The 19,594-nt window shown below is 60.8% G+C and carries 17 protein-coding genes; 4 read left to right on the forward strand and 13 right to left on the reverse strand.

Translation table 11 applies throughout. The features are described from left to right. Window positions 1-91 precede the first annotated feature (91 nt). Window positions 92-1,186: a 3-deoxy-7-phosphoheptulonate synthase gene (locus FGL86_RS14280; RefSeq protein WP_147185204.1), complete on the forward strand. Its 1,095-nt coding sequence runs from the start codon at window positions 92-94 to the stop codon at window positions 1,184-1,186. Here FGL86_RS14280 and dinG read toward each other — a convergent pair. Continuing rightward, window positions 1,183-3,363, reverse strand: a complete 2,181-nt coding sequence (gene dinG, locus FGL86_RS14285) for an ATP-dependent DNA helicase DinG (protein WP_147185205.1) — start codon at window positions 3,361-3,363, stop codon at window positions 1,183-1,185. The two genes, FGL86_RS14280 and dinG, sit on opposite strands and share 4 nt — an antisense overlap. A gap of 59 nt (window positions 3,364-3,422) precedes the next feature. Then, entirely contained in the window at window positions 3,423-4,697 is a 1,275-nt protein-coding gene (rhlB, locus tag FGL86_RS14290; RefSeq protein WP_147185206.1) for an ATP-dependent RNA helicase RhlB, read from the reverse strand. Between the two features lie 190 nt (window positions 4,698-4,887). Between rhlB and FGL86_RS14295 the strand changes: the two genes are divergently transcribed. Together FGL86_RS14295 and xthA are read left to right on the forward strand one after the other, a co-directional pair. After that, the gene (locus tag FGL86_RS14295) at window positions 4,888-5,130 is read left to right on the forward strand and encodes a hypothetical protein (protein ID WP_147185207.1); all 243 of its coding nucleotides are present in this window, start codon (window positions 4,888-4,890) and stop codon (window positions 5,128-5,130) included. Between the two features lies 1 nt (window position 5,131). Then, window positions 5,132-5,950 (forward strand): exodeoxyribonuclease III, encoded by an 819-nt coding sequence (gene xthA, locus FGL86_RS14300; RefSeq protein WP_147185208.1) that lies wholly within the window; start codon window positions 5,132-5,134, stop codon window positions 5,948-5,950. Here the strand turns inward: xthA and FGL86_RS14305 are convergent. From FGL86_RS14305 to FGL86_RS14355, 11 genes are all read right to left on the reverse strand, one after another. Continuing rightward, window positions 5,947-6,663, reverse strand: coding sequence for an energy transducer TonB (locus tag FGL86_RS14305; RefSeq protein ID WP_147185209.1), 717 nt, complete (start codon window positions 6,661-6,663; stop codon window positions 5,947-5,949). The genes xthA and FGL86_RS14305 overlap by 4 nt on opposite strands. Continuing rightward, window positions 6,663-7,070 (reverse strand): ExbD/TolR family protein, encoded by a 408-nt coding sequence (locus FGL86_RS14310; protein ID WP_147185210.1) that lies wholly within the window; start codon window positions 7,068-7,070, stop codon window positions 6,663-6,665. Before FGL86_RS14310 ends, FGL86_RS14305 begins: the two co-directional genes overlap by 1 nt. Then, window positions 7,063-7,635 (reverse strand): MotA/TolQ/ExbB proton channel family protein, encoded by a 573-nt coding sequence (locus FGL86_RS14315; protein WP_147185211.1) that lies wholly within the window; start codon window positions 7,633-7,635, stop codon window positions 7,063-7,065. Before FGL86_RS14315 ends, FGL86_RS14310 begins: the two co-directional genes overlap by 8 nt. Beyond that, window positions 7,616-8,995, reverse strand: coding sequence for a MotA/TolQ/ExbB proton channel family protein (locus FGL86_RS14320; RefSeq protein ID WP_246131648.1), 1,380 nt, complete (start codon window positions 8,993-8,995; stop codon window positions 7,616-7,618). The genes FGL86_RS14315 and FGL86_RS14320 overlap by 20 nt, the downstream gene beginning before the upstream one ends. Beyond that, window positions 8,992-9,786, reverse strand: a complete 795-nt coding sequence (locus FGL86_RS14325) for a DUF3450 domain-containing protein (protein WP_246131649.1) — start codon at window positions 9,784-9,786, stop codon at window positions 8,992-8,994. The genes FGL86_RS14320 and FGL86_RS14325 overlap by 4 nt, the downstream gene beginning before the upstream one ends. 146 nt (window positions 9,787-9,932) lie before the next feature. After that, window positions 9,933-10,859: an electron transfer flavoprotein subunit alpha/FixB family protein gene (locus FGL86_RS14330; RefSeq protein ID WP_147185212.1), complete on the reverse strand. Its 927-nt coding sequence runs from the start codon at window positions 10,857-10,859 to the stop codon at window positions 9,933-9,935. Next, a complete protein-coding gene (locus FGL86_RS14335) occupies window positions 10,859-11,608 on the reverse strand; it encodes an electron transfer flavoprotein subunit beta/FixA family protein (RefSeq protein ID WP_147185213.1) in 750 nt (249 codons plus the stop codon). The genes FGL86_RS14330 and FGL86_RS14335 overlap by 1 nt, the downstream gene beginning before the upstream one ends. Window positions 11,609-11,834: 226 nt before the next feature. Beyond that, window positions 11,835-12,119, reverse strand: coding sequence for a cupin domain-containing protein (locus FGL86_RS14340; protein WP_147185214.1), 285 nt, complete (start codon window positions 12,117-12,119; stop codon window positions 11,835-11,837). 12 nt (window positions 12,120-12,131) lie between these two features. After that, window positions 12,132-13,223 carry an AraC family transcriptional regulator gene (locus FGL86_RS14345; RefSeq protein WP_147185215.1) on the reverse strand — a complete coding sequence of 364 codons (1,092 nt, stop codon included), beginning with the start codon at window positions 13,221-13,223 and terminating at the stop codon, window positions 12,132-12,134. A gap of 96 nt (window positions 13,224-13,319) precedes the next feature. Further along, on the reverse strand, window positions 13,320-15,287 hold the full coding sequence (locus FGL86_RS14350; RefSeq protein ID WP_147185216.1) for a hydantoinase B/oxoprolinase family protein: 1,968 nt from the start codon (window positions 15,285-15,287) through the stop codon (window positions 13,320-13,322). A 2-nt stretch (window positions 15,288-15,289) separates the two neighbouring features. Beyond that, window positions 15,290-17,341 (reverse strand): hydantoinase/oxoprolinase family protein, encoded by a 2,052-nt coding sequence (locus FGL86_RS14355; protein ID WP_342780043.1) that lies wholly within the window; start codon window positions 17,339-17,341, stop codon window positions 15,290-15,292. Window positions 17,342-17,908: 567 nt separating this feature from the next. On the opposite strand from FGL86_RS14355, the gene FGL86_RS14360 reads away from it, so the two are divergent. Then, window positions 17,909-19,576, forward strand: a complete 1,668-nt coding sequence (locus FGL86_RS14360) for an electron transfer flavoprotein-ubiquinone oxidoreductase (protein ID WP_147185218.1) — start codon at window positions 17,909-17,911, stop codon at window positions 19,574-19,576. The last annotated feature ends 18 nt before the right edge of the window (window positions 19,577-19,594 follow it).

Below are 19,594 nucleotides of genomic sequence, written 5' to 3' on the forward strand. Positions count from 1 at the left end.
TCGCGTCAATATTCCTCTTGGCGCGCGAATTCTTTTCGCTAGACGTAAAACGCGACGTTTTTGCAGATGCGTCTATTAGACAGGTAGCGGTATGTCACAGCAACAGGTCAACAACTTGAACGTCCTTGCCCAGGACGTATTGATCACTCCAGAAGCCCTCAAGCAGGCGGTTCCTCTGACGGAAGCCGCGGAGCGTACGGTGATCGAGGGTCGCCAGACTGTCCAGCACATTCTCGACGGCAGCGATCCGCGCCTGCTGGTAGTCGTCGGCCCATGCTCCATTCACGACGTGGAAGCGGCGCTGGATTACGCGCGCCGTCTGCGCAAGCTCGCGGACGAGGTCAAGGACAGCCTGTATATCGTCATGCGAGTGTACTTCGAAAAACCGCGCACCACCGTGGGCTGGAAAGGCTTGATCAACGATCCTCACCTGAACGGTTCCTTCGAGATCGAGGAAGGCCTGCACAAAGCCCGCCGGCTACTGGTGGAACTCGCGGAAATGGGCCTGCCTCTGGCCACGGAAGCGCTGGACCCGATTTCTCCCCAGTACCTGCAGGACTGCATCAGCTGGTCGGCGATCGGCGCGCGCACCACGGAATCCCAGACGCATCGGGAAATGGCTTCCGGTCTGTCCTGCCCGGTGGGCTTCAAGAACGGCACTGACGGCAGCCTGGAAGTCGCCATCAATGCTCTGCAGTCCGTAGCCCATTCTCATAACTTTTTGGGCATCGACTCCGCAGGTCAGGTAGCGATCATCCGCACCCGCGGCAACGCTTATGGCCATGTGGTGCTGCGCGGCGGCAACGGCAAGCCCAACTACGACAGCGTCAGTGTCGCCCTGGCGGAAAAGGAACTCAAGAAAGGCGGCATCAAGCCCAATATCATGATCGACTGCTCTCACGCCAACTCCAACAAGGACCCGGCGCTGCAGCCCCTGGTATTGGAGAACGTTACCCATCAGATCCTCGACGGCAACCGCTCGATCATCGGCCTGATGGTGGAATCGAATCTCGGTTGGGGCAGCCAGAAGATTCCCGATGATCTCAGCCAGTTGACCTATGGCGTGTCGGTGACGGATGCCTGTATCGACTGGGAGACTACCGTTGAAACCTTCATGTCGATGAACGAGCGGCTGAAACCCGTATTGGCGGCGCGCAGCCAAGCCGAACAGACCCAGCCCGCTTAAGCTCGCCTCACCGTGCTGCCGTCGATTTCCCGCTGAAACGGCGGCAGCGCGTCCAGCAGCGCCGCGCCGTAGCGGCGGGTCAGTACCCGCCGGTCCAGCAGGGTGATGCGACCGCGATCGGACTCCTTGCGAATCAATCTCCCACAAGCCTGCACCAGCTTGATCGAGGCGTCCGGCACTGCGATACGCATGAACGGGTTGCCGCCGCGGCTTTCGATCCATTCCGCCAGGGTTGCTCCCACCGGATCGTCCGGTACGGAAAACGGCAGCCGCGTCACCACCACATGAGTCAGGTATTTTCCCGGCAGATCGATGCCCTCGGCGAAGCTCGCCAGACCGAACAGGATGCTGCCCTGACCCGCGTCGATGCGCTCTCGATGACGCTCCAGCAGTTCGCGCTTGGGCATGCGATCCTGGGCCAATACCCGCTCTTTCATTGCCTTTGGCAGCGTCTTCTCCACCGCCCGCAGCTGGGCGCGGGAGGAAAACAGCATCAGCACCGCCTCGGAATCTTCAAGCCCGGCGATGAAATTGACGATGGCCCGCTCATGAACCTCGCGGTCACCGGGGTCGACGGCTTCACGGGGGACGCTGAGCACTGCCCGGGAATAATCGAAAGGACTCGGCAAACGCTGATAGCGATAGCGATTGGCCAACCCCGCCCGCTCCTGCAGGCGCTCGAAGCGCCCCAGGGCGGTCAGGGTCGCGGAAGTCACCACCGCGCCGAAACAGCTACCCCACAGAGTTCGCGCCAGGGTCGAGGCGGCGGAGACGGGGCTTGCCGAAAAAGTCAGTTCCGGATCTCCCTGCATCTGCTCGAAGCTCAGCCAGCGCGCCCGGGGCGGCTCTTGGGGATCATCCTGCTCGCTCATGGCAAGCCACAGGCCATGGGCTTCCTGTGCACGACCCTGTAGCAGGGAAATCAAGGGGAGCCAGGGTTCCGCCTGTTCCCGAGGCAGGCCGGTGTGCTTGTCCGGGTCGAGGCTTTCCCGCAGGATATCCGCCATGCTTTCCAGACTGAGGGAAAGCTCCGCGAAGATCGTCACCAGACCGCTCGCCTGCTCCCGCAGCGCCAGCGGCGCCTCCCCCAGGGGGAAGCGGTGCTGACGATTACCCTCCTCGCCTTCTCTCACGTAGCGACCGGGGCGTTTCTGCGCCAGTTTTTCCTCGGCTTCCGCCAGTTGATGCCCCAAGGCGAAGACTTCTCCCAGGCGCGGCTCCAGGGCAGCGATGGCCTCGGGAAAGCCGCCCAGCAATCTTGCCAGGGTAGGCTGAACGCCCAGGTTCGCGTTCAGTTCCGTCAGGGATTTCTTCAAGGTACGCAGCCAGCGCAGCGCGCCGTTGACGGCGAAATGATGGGTGAAGTGCTCGATGGCTTTGTCCGGCAGATGGTGACCTTCATCGAAGATATAGATGCAATCCTGAGGGCTTGGCAGCACCACGCCGCCGCCCAGTGCCAGATCCGCCAGCACCAGGTCGTGATTGGCGACGATGATATCGGCGTTTTCCAGATCGCGCCGGGCGCGGAAGAAGGCGCAGGCGCCGAAATGACCGCAGCGCCGATTGGTGCACTGGCGGTGATCCGTGGTCAGCTGCCGCCATTGGTGATTCTCGATGGTGACCGGCCAGCTATCCCGATCACCTTCCCAGCGGCCGGCGCCGTAAGCCTCCGCCATTTCCTTGACCAGGGCGTGGAAATCGTCGCCCTCTCGGGACGCCAGGGCCTGCTCGAACAGCGAAAGCGTCGGGTTGACCTCCGCGCCATCCAGGGCCTGGTCGAGCTTGGCCACGCAGAGATAGCGCCCGCGCCCCTTGGCCAGGGCGTAATCGAAACTCAAGCCGCTGTGGGCCTTGAGGGCCGGCAGATCCTGATGCAGTACCTGCTCCTGCAGGGCGATGGTCGCCGTGGCCACTACCAGGCGCTTGCCACGGGCCTTGGCCACCGGCAGCGCCGCCAGCAGATAGGCCAGGGTCTTGCCGGTGCCGGTACCCGCCTCCAGCACGCAGACGTGTTCGTTGGAAAGACGCTTGCCGGAGTCGTCCGCCTCGATCTCCGCCAGGGTGTTGGCGATTTCCGCGATCATCAGCCGCTGTCCGTAGCGTGGCGTCAGCCCGAGCGCCTCGAGCACCTGACGATAGGCGCCCTGTATCTCGTCTTTCAGATCCTGCTCGAGCATGCGGTCTTCTCTATCAGCCCTTCCACCAACGCTGTCATGGCCAACCGGCCCATGACGCTTTATAGCAAGCCTTCCGGCGGATGCTCGCAGGGCAGTTTGTCGTTGATGTAGCGCTCGATTTCCGGCAGCGAGAAGGCGTCTTCCTCCCCGGCGAAGCTGATCGAGACACCCTTGGCGCCGGCGCGACCGGTGCGGCCGATACGATGAACGTAGTCTTCCGGATCTTCCGGCAGGGTATAGTTGATGACGTGACTGACGTCGTCGATATGAATGCCGCGACCCGCCACGTCCGTCGCCACCAGCACCTGGATCTCGCCTTCCCGGAAGCGCTCCAGGGTCTTGATACGCTGAGACTGCGGCACGTCGCCGGAAAGCATCGCGACGTTGATATCCGCCTGACGCAGCAGCCCGTCCAGCTTGCGTACCAGATCACGACGATTGCCGAAGACCATGACCCGATCGAAGGCTTCCTGCTTGAGCAGGTTGATCAGCAGACGCTGCTTGTCCTCGTCGCTGACCAGATAGACCCGCTGGTCGATATCCGCCTGGTTCTCGACGGTCACTTCGATCTCGACGTAAGCCGGGTTCTGGGTCCACTGGCTGGCGAGATTGAGAATGTCCTGGGTAAAGGTGGCGGAGAACAGAAAGGTCTGGCGTTCTTCCTTCTTGGGAGTGTAGCGAATGATACGCTTGACGTCGGGAATGAAGCCCATGGACAGCATGCGGTCCGCTTCGTCCAGCACCAGCACTTCCACCTGGGAAAGATCCACGTCCTTCTTCTGCTGGAAATCCAGCAGCCGCCCCGGGGTCGCCACCAGGATATCCAGGGTCTTGCGCAGACTGTCGAGCTGCTTCTGGTAATCCATGCCGCCCACCACGCTCGCCACATTAAGCGAAGTGAACCGGGCCAGGGCCTTGGCATCCTTTTCGATCTGCAGGGCGAGTTCCCGAGTGGGCGCGATGATCAAGGCCCGAGGCGCACCGGGCAGCTGGCCATCGGGTTTTTCCTCCTCGAGGAAATAGGCCAGGATCGCGATCAGGAAGGCAGCGGTCTTGCCGGTGCCGGTCTGCGCCTTGCCCACCACGTCGCCGCCCAGCAGCGTATTGGCCAGGGCTTCCGCCTGAATCGGCGTGCAGTATTCGAAGCCCAGGGCATGAATGGCGCGCATCAGCGGCAGCGGCAGGTCGAAATCGTGAAAGCGCCACTTCCCCGCCACCGCGGGCACCTGAAACTGGCGCGGATCCCAGTTCGACTGGGAGCGACGCGGCTTGCGCCGACGACGCTTGGGCTTGTGATTCTGAGTTGAGGCCTGGGCCTTTTCCGACTCGCTCATAGGCTTACCTGGGTTCCTCCTCGATCGAAGTAGTGTTGTATTGACTGTTTCAGCGTTCGGCAAAGTGGCCTAGTGTACCAGCCCTTGGCGCTGCGGTTCAGGAGAAACACCGGCGACTTTTGCGCCCTTCTGTCTCTATCGTCTTCATCGCTGGTAGAATGAGCGCCCATGTTTCAAGGAGCCATGCCCCGTGACGCGCAAGAAGAAGACCCGCTCTCTGGCGGACAAGGTGCAGATACGCACCGGCAAACGCAAGGACTACAAGAAGTGGCGCCATGACAATCCGGATCAGGTGGTGTCCTCCCGGCGCTTCACCCAGAAGAAGCTGAAACAGCGCAAGCTTCAGGCCGCACGCAAGCTGGCCCGCCAGCAGCGGGAAGCCACTGTCATCGATATACATCCATCCTCTTCAGAAGAAGGCAACAAGTCCTGATATGCGTCTGGTCTCCTTCAATATCAACGGCCTGCGAGCACGCCCCCACCAGTTGGAAGCCTTGGTCGACGCCCATCGCCCGGCGGTGATCGGCCTGCAGGAAACCAAGGTGCAGGACAGCGAGTTTCCTCGCGACATGATCGAGGCGCTGGGCTATCACGTCTTCTATCACGGCCAGAAAGGCCACTACGGCGTCGCCTTGATGACCCGGGACGAACCCGAAGCGGTCTTCCACGGTTTCCCGGACGACGGCGAGGACGCCCAGCGGCGCATGATCGGCGTCCGGCTGGCGCTTCCCGACGGCAAGCCGCTCACGGTCTGGAACGGCTACTTTCCCCAGGGGGAAAACGTCGATCATCCCACCAAGTTTCCTCACAAGAAGCGCTTCTATGCCCAGCTGGCGCGGCTGCTGGAAGAAGATCACCGTCCCCAGGAGCGGGTGGCGGTGATGGGGGATTTCAACATTTCTCCTCAGGATATCGATATCGGCATCGGCGAGCCCAACCGCAAGCGCTGGCTGCGGGAGGGCAAGACCAGCTTCCAGCCCATCGAGCGGGAATGGCTCGAGCGCATTCACGACTGGGGCATGAAGGACAGCTATCGTCTGTGCTATCCGGACAGGGACGACCGCTTCAGCTGGTTCGACTATCGCTCCAAGGGCTTCGATCGCGACCCGCGTCGCGGCCTGCGCATCGATCATATCCTGGTCAGCCCGGCGCTCGAGGACAACGTTACCGACGCAGGAATCGACTACGAGCTGCGTGCCATGCAAAAACCCTCGGATCACGCCCCGGTATGGACGGAGCTGTCTTTCGCCTAGCGTAGCTGGAATTCCAGCCGTTGAGTGACGATCCGCGGTCGCTCGGCGCGAGGAAACGCCCAATCCGCGATGGCGCGCCGCGCCGCTTGGTCGAAGACCCGCCGAGGCCTGGCGTCGACCACCTGAATGGAACCCGGCTCGACGCTGCCGTCGGGACGGATGGTGAAGCGCATCTCCACGAAGCCCTCGATACCGCGGCGCTGGGCGCGAGCCGGGTATTCCGGTGGCACCCGCTTGGTCGGCGTCGGGGTGGCGACCTCCATCGCTTCGCCCTGGGTATTCGCCGCGGGCGCTTGATCCCCTGGATTCGCGCTCGTATCCATGGACGGTGCCGGACTGCTTTCCCGCGCCCAAGGCCGCGGATCCGGCTTGGGTTCGGGTTGTGGCTCAGGCTGGGGCCGAGGGTCCGGCTCGATTTTCGTCTCGAGTGGCGGTGTTTCCCTAGGCGGTGTGTTCGGCACACTGACCGGACTGGGTGTCTCCGGCGCGGGCGGCGGTTTGGCAGCGACAAGTGTCGGTGGCTCCGGCATCGCTTTTGAGGCAGAAGCCGGAGTCGGCGATTCCTCCTGCTGCGCCGGCGCCTCCACCATGGCCAGGGTGACCTGCCGCGGGAGCTCCGGTGGCGCCTGAGGTGGTACCACCAATTGGGCGAGCAAGGCGAACAGCAGCAGGGTAAGCAGCAGACCGCCCAGAATGGCAACCCCTGCCCGCATCAGGATGCCTCCCGGTTGGCGGCCACGGCGATGTTAACCACGCCCGCCTGGCGGATGCGATCCATCACTTCAATCAACAGCCCGGTGCGGGAAGCCTTGTCCGCCTGGATCACCACGCCGCCATCGTCGCTGATCAGATTGGCCACTTCGCCACCCACTCGGTGAATATCCACCGGATCGCCATCCACCCAGACGGCGCCTTCCGGGGTAATGGCCACCAGTACCTGAGCGTCCGCCCGGGGCGTTGCCGCGCTGGACTGGGGCCGCTCGATCTCGACGCCGCTTTCCTTGATAAAGCTGGTGGTCACGATGAAGAAGATCAGCATGATGAAGACCACATCCAGCATCGGCGTCAGATTGACCTCGCCGGACTCCTCGTTTGACGCGCCAAGACGACGTCTACGCATGAGTTTCCTCCACGGCGCGAGCCATGCGATCCTGCAGTTTCTGATCCTCGCGTCGAATGATATGTTCGAGCCGGGTGGTGAAGAGCAGACCCACCACCGCCACTGCCATGCCCGCCAGGGTGGGCAGAGTCGCCCGGGCGACGCCGTCCGCCATGGCTCGGGCCTGGTTGACCTCGTTCAAGGACAGACTATCGAACACCGCGATCATGCCGGTAACCGTGCCCAGCAGCCCCAGCAATGGGCAGATGCCCACCAGCAGCTTGAGCCAAGGCAGCGGCCTTCGCAGCCGTCGAGACAGCGCCCTAGACCAGACATCCCTCAGGGTCAGGGCGCTCCAGCTGACATGGTCCCGACGGGCAGCCCAGTAATTTACCAAGGCGCGCCGCTCTCTCTGGTGCGTAACGCGAAAATACCACCAGCGCTCCAGGGCCAGGGAAAACAGAACCGCCGCCACCAGGGCAATCATCACCAGCACACTCCCGCCGGCGTCGAACAACCGTTCCAGGGATTCAAGCCCCTGTAGTGCTTCAAACCATTGCCGCGGCTCAAGCCACGACGGGTTCATGACGCGGCTCCGGCTGCGGGGCGTTTTCCTGCATCAGACGTTCCGCCAGCACGGCGCTGGCCTGACCTTCCAGCACGCCGACGAGATGGCGGCTGCGGCTGGTCAAGGCGGTATGGGCAAACAGCAGCGGCACCGCGGTGATCAGCCCGAGAACCGTGGTCACCAGGGCCTGGCTGATGCCGCCGGCCATCAGCTGCGGATCGCCGGTACCGAATACGGTGATCGATTGAAAGGTCACGATCATGCCGGTCACGGTGCCAAGCAATCCAAGCAAGGGGGCGATCGCCGCCAACAGTTTGACCAGAGCCTGACCGCGCTCCAGTCGCGGCATCTCCGCCAGCAGCGCCTCGTCCAGGCGTGCCTCCAAGGCTTCCGGCGCGTGTTCCCGGCTCAGGTTCCTGAAGCGCTTGAGCACTCGTCCCAAGGGGTTGTCGTCCTTGAGCGCTTGCATGTGCTTGCGCTGGCGGCGCAGGGCGAACGTCACCTTGAGCAGATAGAGATACTGCACCAGAGCGACCAGCAGGCCGAGCGCCCCCAGGGCCACCACCACATAGCCTACCGCACCGCCCTGATGGAAACGTTCCATCAGGGTAGGCTGCTGGGCCAGGGCATCGATCACCTTGCCCTTGGTCGGGTCGAGCACCACTTGATTCGTTTCGCCCTGCTGGAAGGCGGAGAGTATCTTTCGCGCCTTTGCCGGCGTCTTCTCGCTGACCATCAGGCGATCGTCTTCTCCTTGACGACGCAGCATCTCGCCATCGCTGAAGGCCAGGAAATCCCCCAGACGAATCACGTCCTGACGACTTCGCTCACCCGAATGGTCCGCCACGAACGCCTGCAGCCGAACCCCCTCGCCGGTAGCGGCGGTCAGCAGCATCAACCGATCCGCCAGGGTTTCGAGCTGGCCGGGCTTGAGCACCCGATCCTTTTCCGCCAGCCTCGGCGGCAGCTCCGGGCCGCCGAGAGTCAGCCAGCTGTCGTGCAGGCTGTCCCGCAGCTCGCTGCTCTGGTTGATCAGCACATCCCGCACCGCATCCAGATCGCTGCCCTGCTCGTCTCGACGATCCGCCAAGGTATTCTGCCGCTCCTGCTGGGTTTCCTTGCGCTTTTCCAGCGCCTGGCGTCGCTCCTGCACATCGGCGAACTCCGATTGCGCTTCTTCCAAGGCCTTTTCCAACGCCTCGGGATCCTCGACCAGTGCGGCCAGGCGCTGATTGTCCCGTGCCAGGTCGGCCTGACGATCTGCCTGTAGGGTCTCGATGGTGCTCTGGTCGTCCTGAGCCTGAGCGGGTAGCAACATCAACGTCGCGACGAGCGCACCGACGACGATCATCGCGCCGTGCCGCATCCGCCGGCTCATGAGCGGCTCTCCTCTGCCGGTGAAGACGTTGGTGCCTGATCTTTGATGCTTAGGGACGCCGGCAGGATCAGCAGCTCCGGCGCTCGCTGATCCCGAGCGATACGCAGGCCATTGCGCAGCGACTTCAATTCGCCTTCCGCGAGGAAAACCCACTCCCGGGAGGCGTTTTTCCATACTCCTCCCGCATGGCCGTTGGGGGTCAGGTAATACCAGCCCACCCGACCCACACGCAGGAACTCCACGTCCCGTGCCTGATCGCCGTCTTCCAGCTGGCCGCGCCAGGTATCCACCTCGCGGCCATAATCAAGCTCGGCACGCCAGGCATTGAGAATACGCTCGAGCTTGTCTGAAGGACTGACCTGGGGGTCACTCAGCAGTGTTTCAAGACTCGCTGCTCGCGCCAGGCGCTCCTTGCGCAGAAACGGCATATCCGACTCGATCCAACGCTCCAGGCGTTCGACTAGCGAGCGCATCAGCACCGGCAGCGCCTCCCGGGTCCGCGTCAGGCTGTTCAAGGCCTCTTCCTGCTGGTCGAGTTCTCGGGCCTGACGCTCCAGCAGCGGTATCAGCTCCGCGTTATAGGCCTCGAGCCGTTGAATATTGGTGCGAGTGTCGCGCAAGGCTTGCAGTTTGCGCCGGGTTTCGTCATCCGCCGCCTCGATCCTGGCTTGCAGTTCCGCCTGAGCCTTCGAGGCTTCCTGCGTTCGGGTCGTATCGGCGATGGCGAGGGTGGAAAGCCAGCAAAGCAGCAACACAAACCCCAGGCGAGTCAGGGTCGGGGGACAGGACACCGCTTTCTCCATCATGACAACAAGAATGGGATAAGAATCTATATCAAAAAGTAATAATTATCAATAATAGCCGTGTAACGGTATGAAAATGCCGGCGTTGCGCCGGCATGGTAAATCTGTGGGGCCCGCCAATTTCAGGCGATTTGCTAAAGTTTTTGTTCAAGCTCCGGGAGGACTTGAAAGAGGTCACCCACCAGGCCATAGTCCGCCACCTGAAAAATTGGCGCGTCCTCGTCCTTGTTGATAGCCACGATTACCTTGGAATCCTTCATCCCCGCCAAGTGCTGAATGGCTCCCGAGATACCCACGGCGATATACAGATCCGGGGCGACGATCTTGCCGGTCTGACCCACCTGATAGTCGTTGGGCACATAGCCCGCGTCCACCGCGGCACGTGATGCGCCGATGGCCGCGTTGAGCTTGTCGGCGATGCCTTCGAGCAACTGGAAGTTTTCCTTGCTGCCCATGCCGCGACCACCGGAAATCACCACCCTGGCGCCACCCAGCTCCGGGCGATCGCTCTTGGCGAGTTGCTCGTCGACGAAGCGTGATTTTTCGTTATCGACGACGGTATCGATGGCATCGATCTCCGCGCTTCCTTCCTGGCCTACCCCATCAAAGGCACTGGTACGGATGGTGAGCACCTTCAAAGAGTCGCCACTCTGTACCGTGGCAACCGCGTTGCCTGCGTAGATCGGACGCTTGAAAGTGTCCTCGCTTTCCACGGCGATCACATCGGAAAGCTGAGCGACGTCCTTGAGGGCGGCGATGCGCGGCATGACGTTCTTGCCGTTGGTGGACGCGCTACATAGTAGATGTGAGTAGTCATCCGCCAGGGAGACCACCAGCTCCGCCAGGGGCTCGGCAAGCTGATGGGCGTAGACCGCATTATTCGCGACCCGCACTCGAGTCACACCGTCGAGCTTGGCGGCGGCTTGGGCCACGGAGTCGAGGTTTTCCCCGGCCACCAGCACATGAATATCATCGCCGAGTTGCTTGGCCGCCGCCACCACACTGGCGGTATCCGGGGCGAGCTCGCCTCCGGCATGATCGGCTATCACGAGAATGCTCATCAAATCACCTTGGCTTCGTTCTTGAGTTTGTCCAGGAGCTCATCCACGGAGCTCACCTTGACGCCGCCTTGACGTTCCGCCGGCGGCTCGACCTTGAGCAAGCTTATCTTGGAAGCCACCTCGACCCCGAGATCCTCCGGCGTCTTGACGTCCAGAGGCTTCTTCTTGGCCTTCATGATATCCGGCAGCTTCGCGTAGCGCGGCTCGTTCAGGCGCAGGTCCGCGGTGACGATGGCGGGAAGCGTGAGTGACAGAGTCTGCAGGCCGCCGTCGATCTCCCGAGTCAGTTGCAGGGTCTCGCCCTCGATCTCGACCTTCGAGGCGAAGGTGCCTTGGGGCAATCCGGTCAGGGCAGCGAGCATCTGCCCGGTCTGGTTGTTGTCCGTATCGATGGCCTGCTTGCCGAGCATCACCAGATTTGGCTGCTCCTCGTCGACGACCTGCTTCAATAGCTTGGCCACCGCCAGCGACTCGACCCGCTCGTCGGTCTGGATATGAATGGCACGATCCGCTCCCAGAGCCAGCGCGGTGCGCAGCTGCTCCTGGGCCGCCTTGGGCCCGACAGTAACCGCGATCACCTCCGTGGCGACACCCTTCTCCTTGAGCCGCACCGCTTCTTCCACGGCGATCTCGCAGAAGGGATTCATGGCCATCTTGACGTTGGTCAGATCCACATCGCTGTTATCCGGCTTGACGCGAATCTTGACGTTGTAGTCGATGACCCGCTTGACCGCGACGAGTACTTTCATGATGCCCTCGCTGAATTAAGTTTCCACGGTAATTGTATCAGCCCATGCAGGGGTTTGCCTGCCAAGCCGTTAACCACCCAAGGTAATTGAATGAAGCGAACTACTCTCGTTCGAGGTCTAGCGGTTGTGAGAAGACAATGCAGATAATCGCCATCTGTAATAGTCGAGCAAGCCGTCTTCAATCCGAACACAGCGCGATAGCGTTGCGCTTGGAATCGCCCAGCCTCTATTTAATCTCAACTTCCACGAACGAAAAAAAACTATCACTATCGTTGATCACATTATGTTCCGTGCCTTCCACGCGGCTATAGCAAACACCCGCCTCCAGAATAACATCGCGATTTCCCTCGAGAGTTTCCAGCCGCATCTTGCCATCCGTTATCGGCACAATGACGTAATCATGACCATGGCGGTGCCAACCGGTTTCAGAGCCGGGCGGAAAGTCCCAACGAGTGACAAGGACTTGACTATTTTCAATCTGCAGATGGCTGGTCGCCTGTGCTCTTTCCATAGTAGTGACTCTTCATGCTGGGATAAACATTGCCTTGTGCTGCATCGCAGGATGGGCATTCTGTCTGTTAAACTTCGACTGCCGCGATGAGCTGTTTCGCAACTCACTGGCAGAATAACCAAACTGTTGGCGAAACATGCGGCAAAACTGAGCTTGGTTCGAGAAGCCCCAGCGATAGGCAATCTCGCCGATATGAATTCCCTCAGGAATAGACTCAAGCTCTCGATGCGCGGCTTCCAGACGCTGCAAACGCACCCACTCGCTTACCGTATACCCCGAACCTGAGAATAGCTTGTGCAAATAGCGCAAGGAAATGCCGCAAAAATGCGCGATTCGGGCAGGCGTCAAGTCAGGATCGCCCAGGTTGACCGATATATAGCGCTCGATACGTACAAGATGGGCGGTTTTCAAATGCGACTGATCGCTGTTCAACACTCGCTCATCCTGTTCCAGCACCATCGATAGCATGCCCAGGGCCTGTTCGAATAGCCGGTTTTGCTCCTCCACGCTGCATTCGTCCACATGCTGCGAGCAGATCATCAGGAACTCCACAAAGGCGCATCCGATGCCTTTCTGTGCGGAAAAACAGTGCTGCGAATAGCGTTCCGGGCGGCGAATGCGGGTTTTCATCGATCCACACGGAATCTTGAAGACCCACATGTCGTTTGGCGTCTTGTAGCCAAACCGGTAGGGCGCATCGCCTTGCTCAACGATGAAATGTCCCGGCGGGCAGCTTAAGCTTTTTCCATGTTGGGAAAAGAAGACGCTTGTCCGCAGTGGAATCGTCACCAGGAACGAGGAATGATTGTCCTCGGAGATCTGCGACCGAGACCTGGAGTACTCGGCCCTGTCGGAGCACAGTCGCGACAGGGAATAGCCGCTTCCCTCGGCTTTCCAGACCTTCAGCGATCCCTGAAATATATCTTCGTCGTGATCGCCGTAATGCAGGGTCAGCGGAAAATAGGTCTGTGAAACAAGCTGCGTCCAGCGTTTCTGCGCGCTTGACCTTGGCTGCGTATTGAACCTTGACGGTTCGCCGGCTTTTGCCTGCTCGTCATTTTTTGATCGTGCGTTGGTACTTGGCTTTATAGTCGTTGTTTTCATGTCATTTTTTCACTCCGGTGCGAGTGGTGACATAGCGAGACCCCGGCTGTCTTTGACTTGTCCGAGGCCTCGCTGTTCATGACATCAACCAGCGTATTACGCCCAGTGTTCCGAGGAGCGCTTGCGTAGGGAGTCACGATACTGTCGTGTCGACGTTGCCAACAGCTCTCCTGTGCCCCAGTCAAGCACTACGCCGTAGCGGCGAATCACGTCCAGCACGCCCAGCTCGCCATCACGGTACTGCCTGGCAACGTCTTCGGGGGCCATTTGCAACCACTCGTGCCGATGTGCTCGGATCCATTCCCGCGCCTTGGCCGTGCGCTCGTCATCGATCTCATAGTCGTCGATATCGGGATCATTCATCTTGATGACCACGCCATAGTCGCACTCCGCGCGCTCGACCGATACATAGCCATCGATCACATCCTCCAGCACGGCCTGTGCGTCGCGTTCCAGCGGATCGCCGAAGCCACCGCCGCCCGCCGAGGGGCGCGTAAAGGTATCACCGGAGCGTACCGTAACATTCGAGAAAGTGGCACCCAGGTACTTCTCGTCCGGCGTTCCCTTGTTGAGCCACACTCCGTGGGGCACGGAAGGCAGCCCGCCGCTCACCCCCCAGGTCACCGAACGGCTGCGGTCACAGCAGTAGCTCATCACCGTCTTGTCGACCTGGGTCAGTCTGCCGCCTTTCTCGACGCCGCAGCCGCCGCGGAAGCGGCCCGGACCAGCTGAATCCATACTGATCTCATGGTGCATCGTCAGCACGGGGTTCAAACGCTCTTGACCTTCTACCGGCTGAACGGCGAGGCCGGTGCCGAATACCGGCGAGGTGGCCGACGAACCGTCCTTGGTCTGACGCCCTCCCCAGCCACCGGCCATCCAGTCATACCACATGAAGTAGTTGCTGCTGTCGGAGCGACCATCGTTGCCGCCGATCAGCAGGTATTCCAGGTTGAACGCACAGGCCATGGCGCGCTCCGGCATGATGCCGCTCCACAGCTCGAAGATCCCGTTCATGATCTTCTCGTAGGGGCCCGAGCAGAAGCCCGTCACCGCATGGGGCCACCCCGCGTTCACCACGCTGCCCTCTGCGCCGATATTGGCCGTCACCGCGCGATAGAAGCCGGAGTTCAGCGGCACGTCGGGAAAGAAGGTCTTGGTGCCCGCGTAGATGGCGGAGTGCGTCGTGCCGTAGCCGGAGTTGAGGAAGGTGGAGACGGCGGGTGCCGACCCGGAAAGGTCATAGTGGATGCCGTTGCCATCCAGCGTCAGCTTGATACGAATCGGCACCATTCCCTCGCCCAGCGCGGGGTCCGCGTCGAGATAGTCGATCGTCTCCCACTCTCCCTGGGGCATGCCCGCCAGGCTCTTGAGCACGACCCTCTCGACATAGTCTTGGGTCTCCTGCATGGCGGCGACAACGGTGGCCTTGGAATACTTCTCGACCAGGCGCAGGACCTCACGCTCACACACCGCCGTGGCTTCCGCCTGGGCCTGCAGATCCCCCATCGCCTGACCGGGGGCTCGGGTGTTGGACACCAGCAGCTGGGCCACATCGTGCAGGAAAACGCCCCCGCGCCAGACACGCACCGGCGTGATGCGAAGCCCCTCGCTGAAATGCGTGCTGGCGTTGACATCGAAGGAACCGGGCACGCTGCCGCCGATATCCGCCCAGTGCCCCTTGTTCTGCGCAAAGCCGATGATCTCCCCTTCGCAAAAGATAGGACGGATGAAGCTGACGTCGTTAAGGTGCGTGCCGCCGCGATAGGGATCGTTGATCGCAAAGACATCCCCAGGATGAATGTCGTCGCCAAACTCCTCCTGTACGGCCTTGCACTGAAAATGGAGGGTCCCCACGTGCACCGCGATGTCGCCGCTGCCCTGCATGACCGTATTGCCCTGGGCATCGCACAGCGCGGATGAGAAATCGCGCGAATAGATGACAAACGAGTAGCAGGTACGCAGGATCTGCTCGCTCATCAGATCGACGCTGGTGGCGAAGGCGTTCTTCAGGACTTCGAAGGTGACCGGATCGAGAACGCTGGCCTTGTCTTTGCTTGTCATGGTCATGCTTCCTCTCCGGCTTGAACCAGTTGAATACGGATATTCTTCCATTCATCGATCGACGCTGCGGTATCCGGCGGCACCACGGTGGTGGCGTCCAGCTGATCGATGATGGCGGGGCCGGTGAACTCGAAACCCACCGGCAGGGCTTCCCGGTCGTAGATCGGCGTCTTGTACCACCTGTCGTCGAAGAACACCTCGCGATGCGAGTGCGGTTCCGCCTGCGCATTCGACACCCGCTCACTGCGCGCAAAGGTCGGCTTGGGCGTCTTGCCCACGGCGCGCAGGTGAAGCTGGTAGATCTCAACGGGCAGCGCGTTCTGGCGGAATGAGAAATGCCGCTCATGCTCCTGGTGGAAGCTTTCAATCGCTTCCTCAAGCGCCGTCTCGCCGCTGCCCATCGACACCTGCAGGGAACGCCACTGCCCCTGATAGCGCATCGAAATACCCCGCTGCAGCACCACATCCGCATCGGCGACGCCTTCATGATGCAGCCGATCCACCGCCTCCTCCTCAAGCGACCGGAACTGGCGGTTGAGGTCGTCCAGGTCAGCACTGCTGGCGACCACGGTGTACATCACCGAGAGGTCATGCTGAATATCCACCAGAAGGCAGCCCATCGCCGACGTCACCCCCGGGCTAGGCGGCACGATCACCACCGGAATGCCCAGCTCCCTGGCTACCCCGGCGCCATGCAGCGCGCCGGCACCGCCAAAGGCAATCAGGGCGAAGTCACGTGGATCCAGGCCGCGGCGGATCGATACCAGCCGCACCGCATCGGCCATGTTGGCATTCGCCACCTTGAGAATCGCCTGAGCCGCCTCGGCCGTGCTCAGGGACAGGGGCTGGCCGATACGCTCATCGATGATCTGTGTCGCCCTGGCCCGATTCAGTTCGAGCGCCCCGCCGGCCAGGCTGGTGCCCAGGCGATTCAGCGCCAGGCTGGCATCGGTATTGGTCGGCTCCGTGCCGCCTCGATCGTAGCAGGCCGGCCCCGGATCGGCCCCGGCGGACTGCGGCCCGTTGCGAAGGGCGCCGGCAATGTCGATATGCGCCAGCGAGCCGCCGCCGGCGCCGACGGTCAGCACCTCGATGCTCGGGAACACGATGGGATGTCCGTACTCCACGCCCCACTGCCGGGTCACACGCAGCTCACCGCCGTTGATCAGCGAAATGTCGGTGGAGGTGCCACCCATATCCAGTCCGACGGCATTCCGATACCCGCACTGCGCGGCGACATGCTTGGCGGCAATGGCGCCCGCCGCGATACCCGAGGCCGCCAGGCGAACAGGAAAATGTTTCGCCATGGCGGGCGTCATCGAGCCGCCGCCGGAGTGCAGCAGCAACAGATCGTTGACGTAGCCTCCTGCGGTCAACTCATCGTCGAGCTGCTTGACGTAGTCCGACACCAAGGGCCCCAGCACCGTATTCGCCACAGCGGTATTGAAACGGTCGTGTTCGAATATTTCGGGCAGGATTTCCGATGAGGTGGAGACGTTGGCCCCCGGGATCTCCTCCTCCAGAATCTCCCGCATGCGCAGCTCGTTGCACACGTTGGCATAGGAGTTGATAAAGCACACCGCTATCGTCGTGGCGCCACGGCGCTTGAGCTTGCGGGCCAGGGTGCGGGCCTCCTGTTCATCCAGTGGCGTCACTATCTGTCCAGCGTAGTCGACACGCTCGGTCACCTCGAAGCGGTCGCGCCGGCGAATGTAGGGGCCACTGACGTCCTGGTAGGCATCCCAGAGGTTATCTTTTGTTCCATCACGGATTTCGATCACATCGCGAAATCCCCTGGTGGTGACCAGGGCCGCCTTGGGGAACCGGCGAGTGATCAGCGCATTGGTGGCAACGGTCGTGCCGTGAAAAAACAATTCGACATCTGCTAGATCAATCTCTCCACGCTTGACGCCATCCAGCACGGCTTGCATGGGATTATTCGGTGTTGAAGGCACTTTGGTGACATGAAAATCCTGAGTAGATGAGTTGTAAATACACACATCTGTAAAGGTTCCGCCAGCATCAACGGCGACTCGAAGATCGGGCATAATCATTCCTCAATATTGTTTTTACTACGGTAATACCCATTCTTGGCTTGTTATTGTTCCGCTTTCACATAGAAAATCCCGCTCAAAATCATAAGAGAAATGCGTTCTCTCGATGAATTTCATCATTCTTTACTGTTTTTACCAGCCTGATAAAAATCGCTGGTACCTATACAAGGTAAACAGTGCGCGCGGAAGGTGCTTGTAATAGGGTGCACTATCGATTTGCATTACGCGCACCGGACACATCAGCTACCGAACTTATCAACTCATCATGGCATTGGCGCGGTTACTTCAGACTACTGGCAAGGAGCACGGTAAAACCAGCGTCCTCCACAGCCGCCGAAAGACAACTTTCGTTGGCAGCTGACGTGGTCTCCCACCCGGGCATGGCTGAGGAAGCACCGAGAACTCTAGGCTGAGGCGAAGGAAGGATCGAATCTGCAGGCTTTTTTGGCTATCGTTGAGCCTGATGATAAGCATAAAAGCAAACGACCGTTTCAACATGACGAGTACGAGTGGCTCTCGACACGGCAAACATCGCCTTGATGAGCCAACCGACCGAGGAGATTGCAGATGGAAGAAGTCGAACGCGAATCCATGGAGTTTGATGTCGTCATCGTGGGTGCCGGGCCGGCCGGACTGGCGGCGGCCTGTCGGCTGATGCAACAGGCCAACGAAAAAGAGCGTGAGCTATCCGTATGCGTGGTGGAAAAGGGTTCGGAAGTCGGCGCGCATATTCTCTCCGGCGCGGTATTTGAAGCGCGTGCCCTGACGGAGCTGTTTCCGGATTGGAAGGAGCGCGGCGCGCCCTTGAATACCCCGGCGACCCGGGACGAGGTCTATCTGCTCAAGGACGCCGAGAAGGCGCAGAAGCTGCCGGACGCCCTGGTACCCAAGACCATGCACAACGTCGGCAAGGGGTTCGATAACTACGTGATCAGCGCCGGCAATCTGACCCGTTGGCTGGGAGAGCAGGCAGAGGAACTGGGCGTGGAGATATTTCCCGGTTTCGCCGCTCAAGACGTATTGTATGACGACAATGGCGCGGTGGCGGGCATCGTGACCGGCGATATGGGGATAGATGCCAAGGGACAGCCCAAGGACGGCTACATGCCGGGTATGGAACTGCGGGCCAAGTACACCCTGTTTGCCGAAGGCAGCCGCGGGCATCTGGGCAAGCGCCTGATCACCAAGTTCAAGCTGAACGAGGGATGTGACCCCCAGCATTACGGCATCGGCATCAAGGAGCTCTGGGACATTCCCGAGGATCAGTACGAGCCTGGGCTGGTATTGCACGGTTCCGGCTGGCCCCTGGACAAGAACACCCACGGCGGCTGGTTTCTCTATCATGGCGAGGACCAACAGGTGATGGTCGGCCTGATCATGGATCTCTCCTATCAGAATCCCTATCTCTCTCCGTTCGATGAATTTCAGCGCATGAAACATCATCCGGTGATCAAGCGGCACCTGGAAGGCGGTAAGCGCGTGGCCTACGGGGCGCGGGCCCTTACCAAGGGCGGCTTCAACTGTCTGCCGAAGATGACCTTCCCGGGCGGGCTGTTGATCGGCTGCGACGCGGGCACCCTGAATTTTTCCAAGATCAAGGGCTTGCACACGGCGATGAAATCCGGGCTGCTGGCGGCGGAAAGTGTTTTCGATGCTCTGCAGAAAGGCGATGAGGGCGGTAGCGAACTCAGCGACTTTACCCAGCGCTGGGAAGCCAGCTGGGCCTATCAGGAACTCAAGGAAAGCGCCAGCTTCGGCCCGGCGATTCACAAGTACGGCACCTTCATGGGCGGCGCCTACAACTTCCTCGACCAGCTGATTGGCGGCAAGCTGCCGAAGCTTCACGACACCACCGCGGATTACGCCAAACTGGAAGAGGCATCAAAGCACGAGAAGATCGACTATCCCAAGCCGGACGGCAAACTCTCCTTCGACAAGACGTCCTCGGTGTATCTGTCCAATACCAATCACGAGGAAGACCAGCCCTGCCATCTGAAGCTTACGGATCCGGAAATCCCGATTCGCGACAACCTGCCGAAGTATGACGAGCCGGCAACCCGCTATTGCCCGGTAGGGGTCTATGAAGTGGTGGAAGGCGACGACGGCAAGCCGCAGTTCCAGATCAATTTCCAGAACTGCGTTCATTGCAAGACCTGCGATATCAAGGATCCGGCGCAGAATATTACCTGGGTACCGCCGGAAGGGGGTGGCGGGCCCAACTACCCTAATATGTGAGTTATCAGAATATGTAAC

The organism is Pistricoccus aurantiacus (assembly GCF_007954585.1).
GTDB lineage: Bacteria > Pseudomonadota > Gammaproteobacteria > Pseudomonadales > Halomonadaceae > Pistricoccus > Pistricoccus aurantiacus.